Source organism: Streptomyces sp. NPDC001508 (genome assembly GCF_040298665.1).
GTDB lineage: Bacteria > Actinomycetota > Actinomycetes > Streptomycetales > Streptomycetaceae > Streptomyces.
Genome location: NZ_JBEPAP010000002.1, coordinates 283,319 through 295,874 on the forward strand (window position 1 = coordinate 283,319; position 12,556 = coordinate 295,874).

The window sequence follows — 12,556 nt, forward strand, 5'->3', positions numbered from 1 at the left end:
TCCACATGGTGACGGTGCCTTCTGCGAGTTTTCAGTCCGCTGCCCTCAGCGGGGATGTCGCGGGTAGTTCCACGGCGATGCGGAGCCCGCCGGCGGGGCGCGGGGTGAGGGTGAGCGTGCCGTCGTGTGCCCGGGTGATGGTCTTGACGATGGCCAGGCCGAGGCCGACGCCCGCGTGATCATCGGTGTGTATGCGCTCGGTGCCGCGCTGGAAGGGTTCGGTGAGTGTCGCGGCCAGCTCCGCGGTGACCCGCGCACCGGTGTTCTCGACGGTGAGCACCACGGTCTCGGGGCGGACACGGGTATGGACCCACACGGTGCCCTGTTCGGGCAGGTTGTGGACGATCGCGTTGTGCACGAGGTTCGTGGTCAGTTGCAGCAGGAGCGCTTGCGATCCGCTCGTGGGGGTGATGTCGCCGCTGGTCTCGATGGTGACGCCGTGCTTTTCCGCGAGGGGCAGCAGTGTTTCGGTGGCTTCTTCCGCCATGAGGGACAGGTCGACGGGTTGCCGGGTGAAGGACCGCTGGTCGGCGCGGCTGAGCAGAAGCAGTGCCTCGGTCAGGTCGATCGCTCGGGTGTTGACGGCGTGGAGGCGGTCGATGATCTCGCCGGTGTCGTGGTGCGGGTCGGTGCGGGCCAGGTCGATGAGTGTCTTCGAGACGGCCAGCGGGGTGCGCAGCTCGTGAGAGGCGTTGGCCGCGAACCTCTGCTGTTCGGCGACGTGTGCTTCGAGCCGTGCGAGCATCGTGTCGAAGGCGTCGGCGAGTTCGCGGAACTCGTCCTTGCGGCCCGGTAGCCGGATCCGGTGGGAGAGCGATCCGTGCGTGGCGGTGCGGGTGGCGTCCGTGATGCGGGTCAGGGGAGCGAGCATACGGCCGGCGAGGACCCACCCTCCCACGAGACCGAACACCAGCAGGAACGCCAACACCGCGGCTGCCCTCGGAGCGAAAACCTCCAGGAGGGCGGACCGGATGGGAAACACATTCTCGGGTCTGTCATTGGGGTTGATGAGCATCGCCCGGTCGGGGACATAACGCAGGAGGAACAGCCACACGGCCGTGAGCAGCAGGACACCGGCCAGCATGAGGAATCCGGCGTAGCTGAGGGTGAGTTTGAGGCGGACGCTCAACCCGGGCGCTCTATCCACACTCGCCTCCCTCGTGTCCGGCCGCCGGTGGTGTGTCGATGCGGTAGCCGACACCCGGCACGGTGGCGATGATCCAGGGTTCGCCGAGCCGCTTGCGCAGTGCCGAGACGGTGATGCGTACGGCGTCGGTGAACGGGTCGGCGTTCTCGTCCCACGCGCGTTCCAGGAGTTCCTCGGCGCTGACGACACCGCCTTCGGCGGCGACGAGGACTTCGAGCACGGCGAACTGCTTCCTGGTCAGCGCGACATAGCGGCCGTCCCGGTAGACCTCTCTGCGGAACGGGTCGAGGCGCAGACCCGCGACCTCTCGTACGGGGGGCCTGTTGTGGGCGCGTCTGCGGTCGAGTGCTCTGAGTCTGAGCGCGAGTTCTTGCAGTTCGAAGGGTTTTGTGAGGTAGTCGTCGGCGCCGAGTTCGAACCCGGACACCTTGTCGTCGAGACGGTCGGCCGCGGTGAGCATGAGGATCGGCATGCCACTGCCGGCGGCGACGATACGTTCGGCGATCTCGTCACCGGACGGCCCGGGGATGTCGCGGTCGAGGACAGCGATGTCGTAGGTGTTGATGTCCAGCAGTTCCAGAGCGGTGTCACCGTCACCCGCGATGTCGGCTGCGATCGCCTCCAGGCGCAGGCCGTCGCGGATGGCTTCCGCCAGATAGGGCTCGTCCTCGACGATCAGCACACGCATGCCCTCAAGGCTACGAGCCGGCGCATATCGTCGGCGTATCGAAAACCGCATACGTGCCGGCAACACGGCGCCGCCTTGACTGGCGGCATGCGTCGAACGCCGTCATCGGCACGAACATCGGCCACCGCCATCGGCACGAACAGGGAGTCGCCGGTTTCGGTGGCTCATGGTGGTCGGCCCGATGGTCGTGCTACGTCGACACCCGCCGGCGTTCCCGCACGCACGAAACCCGGCACCACGAACCGCGCCCCGAAGCGACCGGTCGTCGCTGTCCGCGTATGTGTGCCGATCCCACCCAGGACCCGAGGACGCAGTAGTGACCGGCAGTGAACGAGGACAGACGATGACGCAGGTGGACACGGCGGAGACCGGACAGGAAGGCGCCGGCCGCCGTGACACCGGCATCGGCGTGTGGCGCGCGCGCCTCCGCCGGACGCTGCGCATCGCCACCCGGCCGGGACCCTGGAAGCGCGGCCTGGTCCTTGCTGCGTCGGCGCTGCTGCTGGGCCTGCTCATGCTGCTGCATGCGCAGATCACGGACCGCGGGGGCCTCGGCAGCCTGGTGGAGACCTTCCTGCCGTGGTTCGGCCTGTTCGTTCCGGTGCTGCTGGCCGGGGCGCTCTGGCGCCGCTCCGCCTCCGCGGTGGCCGCGCTGCTGTTGCCGGTCACGGTGTGGCTGAGCCTCTTCGGCGGGCTGCTCGGCGACAAGTCCCACCCGGGCAGCGACCTCACCGTGGCCGGCCACAACGTCGACGCCGACAACCCCGACCCGGTCGGCACCGCCCGTGACCTGGCCGTGTCCAAGGCGGATGTGCTGGCGCTCGAGGAGATCACCCCGCAGGCCAAGCCGCTGTACGAGAAGGGCCTGGCGAAGGCGTACCCGTACCACACGGTGCAGGGCACGGTCGGCCTGTGGAGCAAGTTGCCGCTGTCGGACACCCGGCCGGTCGACATCAAGATGGACTACGGGCCGCTCGCGGACACCAAGCCGGCCGACGTCAAGCTGTCCTACAACCGGGCGCTGCGCACCACGGTGTCCACGGACCAGGGTCCGCTGGCGGTGTATGTGGCCCACCTGGGGTCCGTACGTGTGTTTCCCCGCAACGGCTTCTGGACGGACAGCCGGGACCGCGGCGCGAAGGCGCTCGCCGAGGCCGTCGCCGCCGAGCCGAACCAGCGGGTGGTGCTGCTCGGCGATCTGAACGGCACCACGGACGACCGCGCGTTCGCCGGCATCACCTCGCGACTGCACTCGGTCCAGGACGCGGCCGGGGACGGCTTCGGTTTCAGCTGGCCGGCGAAGTTCCCGGTGGCACGTATCGACCAGATCCTGGTCCGCGGCGTACAGCCGCAAAGCTCCTGGGTGCTGCCCGCCACCGGCAGCGACCACCTGCCGGTGGCGGCCGGAATCAGCTGGTGAACACCGCGCGAAACCGCCGGATCCATCCGAGGCATCCGTGGAGTCCGCCGGCGCGCATCAAGGCCTGTCCCGCATCGGATCCATCCCGCGGCGCCCGCGGAGTCCGCCGACGAGGCGCCAGGCTTGTCCCGCGCCGGATCCATCCCGCGGCGCCGGCGGAATCCGCCGAAGCGGATCAAGGCGCGTCCCGCCCCCACCAGCCCGAACTCGCCGTGAAGGGCCCGCCCGGAGCATATCGTCGGCGTATCGAAAACCGCATACGTGCCGGCAACAACACGCCGTCTTGACTGGAGGCATGGCCTACAGCGAACCAGCCCGAACAGCAGCCCAGAACCGGTGGTACCCGGGGTGCAGCAGCGCGCCGTCCGAGTACGCCGAGGTGAGGACGGCGGACCGATGAGCCGAACCGCCCACCACCGAGGCGCCGGGGCTACGGGCGCGCGTCTGAGCGTCGGGCCGATCAGCGCCGCCGAGCACGTGGCGTTCGTGCGGGCACAGCGGTCGGTCAGCTTTCTGCAGACCCCGGCATGGGGCCGTGTCAAGACCGAGTGGCGCAGCGAGTCCCTCGGCTGGTACGACGGCCGGCGACTGGTCGGTGCCGGGCTCGTCCTGCACCGCCCGGTGCCCCGGTTCGAGCGCTTCACGCTGGCCTATCTGCCCGAGGGCCCGGTCATCGACTGGACCGGTGAGATCGACGCGTGGCTCGACCCGCTGGCGGCGTATCTCAAGGAACACGGCGCGTTCGCGATCCGGCTCGGCCCGCCGGTGCGCACGAACACCTGGAGCGCCACCCAGGTCAAGGAGGGCATCGCCGACCCGGGCAGCAAGCGGCTCACCGCACTGTCCGGCCAGTGGGCCGACCCGGTCGGCGCCCGTGTGACCAGCGGGCTCAGGGACGCCGGCTGGCTGCCACAGAGCCCCGAGGACGGCTTCGGGGTCGGGCATCCCCAGTTCAAGTACGAGATACCGCTGGCCGGCAAGACCGAGGACGACCTGCTCAGGGACATGAACCAGCTCTGGCGCCGCAACATCAAGAAGGCGGCCAAGGAGGGAGTCGAGGTCACGGTCGATGCGGACCTGAAAGCGTTCCACGACCTCTACGTCCACACCGCCGAGCGCGACCGCTTCACACCCCGGCCGCTGCGCTACTTCGAGACCATGTTCGCGGCGCTGAGCGCCGAGGACCCGGAGCGGATCAGGCTCTACCTGGCCCGCCACCGGGGCGACCTGGTCGCCGCCACCATCCTGGTCCGCGTCGGCGGCCACGCGTGGTACTCCTACGGCGCCTCCTCCACCGAGAAGCGCGAGGTGCGCGGTTCCAACGCCTGCCAGTGGGCGATGATCCGTGACTCACTGGCGGCCGGCTGCGACGTCTATGACCTGCGCGGCATCACCCCCACCCTCGACGCCGACGACCCGCACGTCGGCCTGATCCAGTTCAAGGTCGGCACCGGCGGGCAGGCGGTGCGGTACGTCGGCGAGTGGGACCTGCCACTGCGGCCGATGGTCTACCGGGCCTTCGACCTCTATATGAAACGGCGCGGGCGCTGAGCACGGACCCTGTGGCGGACGGCGATGCCCGGCGCGGCCATGTGCGGGAGGCCGCCGGCGGTGCCTCGTCGTTCGGGTACGGCGCCGTCGTGGGCGACGGCATCGAATGACCGACGTGTGCGCGGTCGATATCACCGGACGTTTATATATCGTCGGCATATCGAAAACCGCATACGTGCCGGCAACACCACATCGCCTTGACTGGACGCATGACGTACAGCGAACCAGATCGAACGGCGGCCCGCCGCACCCGATCGCCGGCGTCCTCTTCCTCCGCCGCCCCGGTAACGGGAATCACGATTTATGGATGCGGGCAGGACGAGGCCGTTCTGTTCCGGGAGCTGGCACCCCGCTTCGGCGTGATACCAACCATCACGGAGGCGGCGGTGTCCGAAGCCAATAGTGAACTGGCCTTCGGAAACCGGTGCATCAGCGTAAGCCATAAGTTCCGGATCACGAATCCAACTCTTCTTGCGCTCGGCGAAGCCGGCGTAACGTACATCTCCACGAGGAGCATCGGCTACAACCACATCGATGTGGAATACGCGGGCAGTACCGGAATCTTTGTCGAAAATGTCGCCTATTCGCCCGACAGCGTGGCCGACTACACGCTGATGCTCATGCTGATGGCGGTACGGAACGCAAAATCCACTGTGCGCCGCTCGGACCTGCACGACTACAGGTTGAACGATGTGCGCGGTAAAGAACTACGCGACCTGACCATCGGGGTCATCGGAACAGGACGCATCGGCGCGGCAGTAGTGGAACGCCTGCGCGGGTTCGGCTGTCGAATACTGGCCCATGACAACCGGCCCAAGATCGCTGCCGATTACGTTCCTCTCGACGACTTGCTGCGGCTGAGCGACATCGTGACCCTCCATGCACCGCTCAACGCGGTCTGCCGCTTGCCGAAGTGATCGACCGGATGGTGTCGCTGGCCCTGACCGGGAAAAGTCGATGAAAGATGATTTCGCCTTCGTGGACGAGCTTGTGTCCGGAATACGCTGGGATGCCAAGTACGCCACCTGGGACAACTTCACCGGCAAGCCCGTGGACGGATACCTGGCAAATCGAATCGTCGGCACGAGGGCCCTGTGCGCGGCTCTGGGAAGGGCGCAAGAAGAGGCCGAATCCCTCGGCTTCGGCCTGCTTCTCTGGGACGGTTACCGCCCGCAACGCGCCGTAGACTGCTTTCTGCGCTGGTCACAACAGCCGGAGGACGGCCGGACAAAGCCACGGCACTATCCGAACATCGACAGATCCGAGATGTTCGACAGGGGATACGTGGCCGCCAAGTCGGGTCACAGCCGGGGCAGCACCGTTGATCTGACGCTGTATCACTTGGCCACCGGTGACCTTGCTCCCATGGGCGGTGAACATGACCTGATGGATTCGATCTCCCATCATGGAGCACAGGGGATCACGCAGGTCGAGGCGGCGAACCGGCAAAATCTGCGCTCTGTCATGGATGCCTGCGGTTTCAGCTCGTACGAGTGCGAGTGGTGGCACTACACACTGAAAGGCGAACCCTACCCGGACACCTATTTCGACTTTCCCATCACATAGTTCGGAGCCGTTCCCCAGCCAGGCTGGTATGTGGACTCTGAGGCGGTGCTGAAGTCCGCGGGCGGTAATCACCCACACCCTCGCCCGCCCTGTCGAGGGCGCCTCGCACATGGCCGAGGGACACACCCGTACCGACGTCGGCCACATTTCTGCTCCGGGCTCACGCCGAGCCGCAGCTGAAGCCCCCGCCGCCGCCACCCCAGGACTGGCGCAGCTCGCGTTCCGTGGTGCCGCCGCGGCCGACCAGGCCCGCCTCCCGTGCGAACCGGGGCGCCAGCTTGGTCAGGGCCGCGTCGCCGTGCACGGCGACCAGCAGCAGCTTGTCCTCGGCCGACAGTCCCGACCTGCGGGTCGGCAGGGGGTGCCGGGCGCGCAGCTCCTTCATCAGGCGGCGTGCGGCGCGGGTGCGGCCGGGCGGGAAGGCCCGCAGGAGACCGGCGGCGGCGAGGTCGCCGCCCAACTCGGCCAGGGCCGTGCGCACCCCCTGCCGGTCCAGCAACTGCCGTATGCCAGCGGGCCGGTACAGCGCGGCGTGCACCGCTTTGGTGAGCGGTGCCCGGATCCGGTCGTCGGCCGGCCCCGACGCCTGCATCGTGCCGGCCCGGCCCGCGCCGACCGCGCCCCGCAGATGGAGATCGAGCACGGCGACCGTCACGGCGGCTCGGCGTCCGCCGCGTATCCGTGCGATCTCGTGCGGCGCCGGCGCCGTCGTGGTGTCCCTGTCCATCGCGCACCCCCCCGTGCGGGCGGGCCCGCCGCCCCCGTGCCGACGGGCCCCGCGTGCCTGGAAGGTGCCCGCCCGCGGGGATGTTCGAAGCATCGTGCGGCGCTGTTCAGAGGTTGATCTGAGGTTGGCGTAGCCCGGGTACGCCGGGGGCGGTACGTGCCGCGCCGTCCCGGGTGCCACGCGTGCCGCCGGCCTACGGCTCCGACAGTCCCGGCCGGTCCTCCGGTCCGCCGCCCGAGGTCCTCGGACATGGGCGACCCCATGATGCCGAGAGGTCGATCCAGGCGGCCGTCGGACGGGCGGACGCCGCACGGTTGGACGCCGCACAGGCGTCGGGGCGGAATCCGCAAGGGTGCTCATGGCGAGGGGGCCTTTTCGACGGCGGTGCGGTGCCGGGGGTTCAGCGCGCCGCGCGTGGGAGCCACTCGAATGCCTCGGCGCTCGGGCGGTCGCCCGGCTGGTACTCCAGGCCGACCCGCCCCTCGTAGCCGGCCTTCCCCAGCCGGTCGAGAAGGTCCGCCAGGGGGAGCGAGCCGGTGCCCGGGGCGCCGCGGCCCGGGTTGTCGGCGATCTGCACATGACCGGTCCGTGCCGTGTAGCGCTCGATGACCGCGGGCAGGTCCTCGCCGTTCATGGACAGGTGGTACAGGTCCATGAGGAACCGGGCGTTGCCGAGTCCCGTCGCCTCGTTGACCCGGTCGACGACGTCGACCGCGGCCGACGCCGACACCAGCGGGTACCGCGGCGACTCGGTCCGGTTCAGCGCCTCAATCAGCAGGATCGCGCCGATCCGGTCGGCCGCGTGGGCCGCGAGCGCCAGGTTCTCCAGGGCCAGCGCGTCCTGCTCGGCCGGGTCCACGCCCGCGATCCGATTGCCGTACAGGGCGTTGAGCGCCGTGCAGCCCAGGGACGCGGCGAAGCCGGCGGCCACGTCGATGTTGGCGCGGAACCTGTCGGACTCCTCACCGGGGACGGACAGCGCACCGCGGTCGGGGCCGGGCAATCGGCCGGCGTAGAAGTTCAGGCCGGTGAGCCGGACACCCGCGTCCTCGATCGCCTTGCGCAGGCCGTCGAGCGTGGCGCGCCCGGGGGTGGCGGAGTCGGCCCAGGGCCACCACAGTTCGACCTCGGAGAAGCCGGCCGCGGCGGCGGCCGTGGGACGCTCCAGGAGCGGGAGGTCCGTGAAGAGGATCGACAGATTGACGGTGAAGCGCTGGTCTGCGAATCCCATCGGGGCCGCACTCCCTTGGTTTGATTCTATATTGCGGAAACCCTTTTCTGCTGTGCGGGAGGCTGCCTTCCGTGGTGGCTGCTTGTCAAGGCCGGGGGCCATCGGTCCGGGTGTCCGTTAGGGTCGTCCCACAGCGACGGGGTGTGCGATGCCATGGGGGCACAGTGCGATTGCGAGTGGAGTTCACTACGGAACCCTTCGACCTCGACGAGGCTCCGGCGCACGCGGTGGTGGCCCGCGAGGTCATCGAGGCGGCCGCACTGGACGCGGTGGACGTCGGCCCGTTCGGCAACACGGCGGAGGGCGCGGCCGACGTCGTGCTCGGTGCCGTGGGCGCCGTGCTGCGCAAGTCGCTCGACGCCGGTGCCACCCGGATCTCGCTCCAGGTCAATGTGATGGGGGAGGGCGGCAATTGACCGGGCACGACCCGTTCGTCGCGGCCGTGAAGCCGCTGGTCGACGCCATGGGCGGGCAGATGCTGCCGCCGGACCGTGCCGGTCCCGACGATGTCGTGCTCACCTGGCAGGGCGTGGATGTGGTGGCCGTACGTCTGCCGCAGCTCGCCGACTCCCTCGATCACATCCTCGCCGCCATGGAGCGCAAGCAGGGCAGGCCGCTGGCCGACCTGGACCGCAAGGCCAAGCAGGAGGTCGTACGGGCGCTGGAGGTGCGCGGCGCCTTCTCGGTGCGGCACGGGGTGGAGACCGTCGCCGGCGCCCTGGGCGTCAGCCGCTTCACCGTCTACAACTACCTCAACCGGGAGAAAAATACCTGATCAGAGCCTTGATCCAGGTCGTGGGCCGGGTTCCGGTCCCGGGAGACGGGGCGGCCGCCGTCCGGTGAGGGGCAGCGGTTCTCCGTCACCCCGAATTTTCAACAAAGTGTTGACGCCGTGTTGTGTGGGGCGTTAGCTGGCCGCAGCCCGATCCGCACAAAGGCCGCTCGCGGCCACGGAGGCTCCCGTGACGTCGACCGACACGCCCCCGGGCCTGGCCCGGTTCAACGTCCTGGCGGAGCACACGGCCCGCGCCGCCCTGTACGAGGTGTGCGCCTGCGCGGCATGGGCCGGACAACTGCTCGCCCATCGGCCCTACGCCACCGTCGACGACCTCTGCGCCGCCGGCGATGCCGCCCTGGCCGCGCTGACCGCCGAGGACCTGGCGGAGGCGATGGCCGGGCACCCGCCGATCGGCCGGCCCACGCCGGGCGACGCGACCTCCGCCCGGGAGCAGCGCGGCATGGCGGGGGCCGCCGCCGCACTGAAGGCCGAAATGCTCCAACTGAACCTGGCCTACCAGAACCGGTTCGGCCATGTGTTCCTCATCTGCGCCACGGGGAAGACGGCCGAACAGATGAGGGATGCCGTCAAGGAGCGGATCGGCAACACGCCCGAGCAGGAGCGTGAGATCGTCCGCACCGAACTGGGAAAGATCAACCGTATCCGACTCGCCCGACTTGTCGAAGAGGACGCCTGAGCATGACCACGAGCACCGCCGCCGCACCGCGCGGCCCGGTGTCCACACACATCCTGGACACCAGCGTCGGCCGCCCCGCCGAGGGCGTCGCCGTCCGGCTCGCCGCCCGCGCCGGACGCCATGCGGACTGGCGGCCGCTAGGCGGCTCCGTGACCGACCCGGACGGCCGGTGCAGGGACCTTCCGGCGCTGCCGGAGGGAACCACCCATGTACGGCTCGACTTCGAGGTGGAGGCGTACTTCGAAAACAGCGCGAACAGCGCGAAGAAGCAAGCCGATGCGCAGCGGGACGCCCCCGCGGACCGGGGCGGCGCAGCCGGTGCGTTCTTCCCGGAGGTGGCGATCACCTTCGCCGTGCACCCCGGGGAGCACTACCACGTACCGCTGCTGCTCACCCCGTTCGGCTACTCCGTTTACCGAGGGAGCTAGCACAGATGCCCATCCTTGGACAGAACCAGTACGGCAAGGCCGAGACCCGGGTCGTCCGCGTCACGCGGGACGGCGCGACCCATCACATCAAGGACCTCAACGTGTCGGTGTCGCTGAGCGGCGACATGGACGAGGTCCACCACTCCGGCTCCAACGCCAACGTCCTGCCGACCGACACCACCAAGAACACGGTGTACGCGTTCGCCAAGGAGCACGGCATCGACTCGGTCGAGCAGTTCGGCATCCGCCTCGCCCGGCACTTCGTGACCTCGCAGAAGCCGATCCACCGGGCCCGTGTCCGCATCGAGGAGTACGCCTGGGAGCGCATCGAGCACTCCGGCCAGGGCGCGCACTCGTTCGTCCGCACGGGGCAGGAGACCCGGCTGACCCAGATCACCTACGACGGCTCCTCGTGGGAGGTCGTCTCCGGTCTGACGGACCTGACGGTGATGAACTCGACCGACTCCGAGTTCCGGGGCTACGTCAAGGACAAGTACACGACGCTCCCAGAGGCGTCCGACCGCATCCTGGCCACCCAGGTCCGCGGACGCTGGCGGTTCAACTGGAGCCGCGACGACCAGGAGACGCCCGACTGGGACACCTCCTACCGGGAGACGAGGAAACACCTGCTCCAGGCCTTCGCCGAGACCTACTCCCGCTCCCTGCAACAGACGCTGTACCAGATGGGCGCCCGCGTCATCGACCACCGCGGCGAGATCGACGAGGTCCGCTTCTCGCTCCCCAACAAGCACCACTTCCTGGTCGACCTGGAGCCGTTCGGGCTGAAGAACGACACCGCCGACGGAGCCGTCTACTTCGCCGCCGACCGCCCGTACGGCCTGATCGAGGCCACCGTGCTGCGCGACGGATGCGAGGCACGGATCCCGGTGGACCTCACCAACCTGTGACGAAAGCGAGAGGACGAACCATGGCATCCGGGCGCATCGTCATCGAGAACGCCGCGATCGCGACCGTCGACGCGCACGACACCGAGTACGCGGACGGGCACGTGGTCATCGCCGGCCACCGTATCGAGGCGGTCGGCGCGGGCCGGGCCCCCGAGGACCTGCCGGACGTGGTACGCCGCATCGACGCCGGCGGCCACCTCGTGACCCCGGGCCTGGTCAACACCCACCACCACTTCTACCAGTGGATCACCCGGGGGCTGGCCACGGACCACAACCTGTTCGACTGGCTGGTCGCGCTGTACCCGACCTGGGCGCGCATCGACGAGCCGATGGTGTACGCGGCGGCCCAGGGCTCGCTGGCGATGATGGCCCGCGGCGGTGTGACCACCGCGATGGACCACCACTACGTCTACCCGCGGGGCTCCGGCGACCTGTCCGGGGCGATCATCCGCGCCGCCCGCGAGACGGGCGTCCGGTTCACCCTCGCCCGCGGCTCGATGGACCGCGGCCGGCAGGACGGCGGGCTGCCGCCGGACTTCGCCGTCGAGACCCTCCAGGACGCCCTCGCCGCCACCGAGGAGACCGTACGCCTGCACCACGACGCCTCCTTCGACGCCATGACCCAGGTCGCCGTCGCGCCCTGCTCGCCGTTCTCCGTCTCCACCGAACTCCTCAAGCAGGGCGCCGAACTGGCCCGCCGGCTCGGCGTGCGCCTGCACACCCACGGCTCGGAGACGGTCGAGGAGGAGAAGTTCTGCCACGAACAGTTCGGCATGGGCCCGACCGACTACCTGGAGTCCACGGGCTGGCTCGGCGACGATGTGTGGATGGCGCACTGCGTCCACATGAACGACTCCGACATCGCGGCCTTCGCCCGCACCAGGACCGGCGTCGCGCACTGCCCCTCCTCCAACGCCCGCCTCGCCGCCGGTATCGCCCGTGTCCCCGACCTGCTCGCCGCCGGCGTCCCGGTCGGCCTCGGCGTCGACGGTACGGCCTCCAACGAGTCCGGCGAACTCCACACCGAACTGCGCAACGCCCTGCTGATCAACCGCCTCGGCGCCCATCGCGAGGCCGCGCTGAACGCCCGTCAGGCGCTGCGGCTCGGTACGTACGGCGGCGCCCAGGTGCTGGGCCGCGCCGACCAGACCGGCTCGCTGGAGCCGGGCAAGCTGGCCGATCTGGTGCTGTGGAGGATGGACACCCTCGCCCACGCCTCCATCGCCGACCCGGTGACCGCGCTGGTCTTCGGCGCGGCGGCCCCCGTCACCGCCTCCTTCGTCAACGGCCGGCAGATCGTGCGGGACGGGCGGCTGCTGCACGTCGACGAGGACGCCGTCGCCCGTTCCACCCGGTCCGAGGCCCGTCGCCTGTCCCGACTCACCACCCAGAACTGACCGGGCCCCGCCCGGACC

13 protein-coding genes and 1 pseudogene are annotated in these 12,556 nt (G+C 69.5%); 10 read left to right on the forward strand and 4 right to left on the reverse strand.

From position 1 onward, the window contains the following. Positions 1 to 31: 31 nt before the first annotated feature. Both ABT245_RS03425 and ABT245_RS03430 read right to left on the reverse strand, forming a co-directional pair. Positions 32 to 1,147 (reverse strand): sensor histidine kinase, encoded by a 1,116-nt coding sequence (locus tag ABT245_RS03425; protein ID WP_502982061.1) that lies wholly within the window; start codon positions 1,145 to 1,147, stop codon positions 32 to 34. Continuing rightward, on the reverse strand, positions 1,140 to 1,835 hold the full coding sequence (locus ABT245_RS03430; RefSeq protein WP_351728099.1) for a response regulator transcription factor: 696 nt from the start codon (positions 1,833 to 1,835) through the stop codon (positions 1,140 to 1,142). The genes ABT245_RS03425 and ABT245_RS03430 overlap by 8 nt, the downstream gene beginning before the upstream one ends. Positions 1,836 to 2,178: 343 nt before the next feature. Here ABT245_RS03430 and ABT245_RS03435 point away from each other — a divergent pair, with 343 nt between their 5' ends. The 4 genes and pseudogenes from ABT245_RS03435 (at position 2,179) to vanX (ending at position 6,372) form a co-directional block, all read left to right on the forward strand. Then, positions 2,179 to 3,255: an endonuclease/exonuclease/phosphatase family protein gene (locus ABT245_RS03435; protein WP_351728100.1), complete on the forward strand. Its 1,077-nt coding sequence runs from the start codon at positions 2,179 to 2,181 to the stop codon at positions 3,253 to 3,255. A 396-nt stretch (positions 3,256 to 3,651) separates the two neighbouring features. After that, a complete protein-coding gene (locus ABT245_RS03440) occupies positions 3,652 to 4,806 on the forward strand; it encodes a lipid II:glycine glycyltransferase FemX (protein ID WP_351728101.1) in 1,155 nt (384 codons plus the stop codon). A 209-nt stretch (positions 4,807 to 5,015) separates the two neighbouring features. Then, positions 5,016 to 5,696: pseudogene (locus tag ABT245_RS03445) on the forward strand (NAD(P)-dependent oxidoreductase); the annotation flags it as partial. 67 nt (positions 5,697 to 5,763) lie between these two features. Beyond that, positions 5,764 to 6,372, forward strand: a complete 609-nt coding sequence (vanX, locus tag ABT245_RS03450) for a D-Ala-D-Ala dipeptidase VanX (RefSeq protein ID WP_351728103.1) — start codon at positions 5,764 to 5,766, stop codon at positions 6,370 to 6,372. A 160-nt stretch (positions 6,373 to 6,532) separates the two neighbouring features. On the opposite strand, the gene ABT245_RS03455 is transcribed toward vanX, so the two are convergent. Both ABT245_RS03455 and ABT245_RS03460 read right to left on the reverse strand, forming a co-directional pair. Beyond that, a complete protein-coding gene (locus tag ABT245_RS03455; RefSeq protein ID WP_351728105.1) occupies positions 6,533 to 7,099 on the reverse strand; it encodes a TIGR04222 domain-containing membrane protein in 567 nt (188 codons plus the stop codon). Between the two features lie 400 nt (positions 7,100 to 7,499). After that, positions 7,500 to 8,330, reverse strand: coding sequence for a TIM barrel protein (locus ABT245_RS03460; protein WP_351728106.1), 831 nt, complete (start codon positions 8,328 to 8,330; stop codon positions 7,500 to 7,502). Positions 8,331 to 8,494: 164 nt separating this feature from the next. Between ABT245_RS03460 and ABT245_RS03465 the strand changes: the two genes are divergently transcribed. The 6 genes from ABT245_RS03465 to ABT245_RS03490 all read left to right on the forward strand — a co-directional run bounded on the left by ABT245_RS03465 (position 8,495) and on the right by ABT245_RS03490 (position 12,538). Next, the gene (locus ABT245_RS03465; RefSeq protein ID WP_351728107.1) at positions 8,495 to 8,746 is read left to right on the forward strand and encodes a YkoF family thiamine-binding protein; all 252 of its coding nucleotides are present in this window, start codon (positions 8,495 to 8,497) and stop codon (positions 8,744 to 8,746) included. A gap of 47 nt (positions 8,747 to 8,793) precedes the next feature. Beyond that, positions 8,794 to 9,105: a helix-turn-helix domain-containing protein gene (locus tag ABT245_RS03470; RefSeq protein WP_502982064.1), complete on the forward strand. Its 312-nt coding sequence runs from the start codon at positions 8,794 to 8,796 to the stop codon at positions 9,103 to 9,105. A gap of 187 nt (positions 9,106 to 9,292) precedes the next feature. Beyond that, entirely contained in the window at positions 9,293 to 9,805 is a 513-nt protein-coding gene (gene uraD, locus ABT245_RS03475; protein WP_351728111.1) for a 2-oxo-4-hydroxy-4-carboxy-5-ureidoimidazoline decarboxylase, read from the forward strand. A 2-nt stretch (positions 9,806 to 9,807) separates the two neighbouring features. Beyond that, a complete protein-coding gene (uraH, locus tag ABT245_RS03480; RefSeq protein WP_351728112.1) occupies positions 9,808 to 10,233 on the forward strand; it encodes a hydroxyisourate hydrolase in 426 nt (141 codons plus the stop codon). A gap of 5 nt (positions 10,234 to 10,238) precedes the next feature. After that, entirely contained in the window at positions 10,239 to 11,141 is a 903-nt protein-coding gene (gene pucL / locus ABT245_RS03485; RefSeq protein ID WP_351728113.1) for a factor-independent urate hydroxylase, read from the forward strand. 20 nt (positions 11,142 to 11,161) lie between these two features. Beyond that, positions 11,162 to 12,538, forward strand: a complete 1,377-nt coding sequence (locus tag ABT245_RS03490; protein ID WP_351728115.1) for an 8-oxoguanine deaminase — start codon at positions 11,162 to 11,164, stop codon at positions 12,536 to 12,538. Positions 12,539 to 12,556 lie beyond the last annotated feature (18 nt).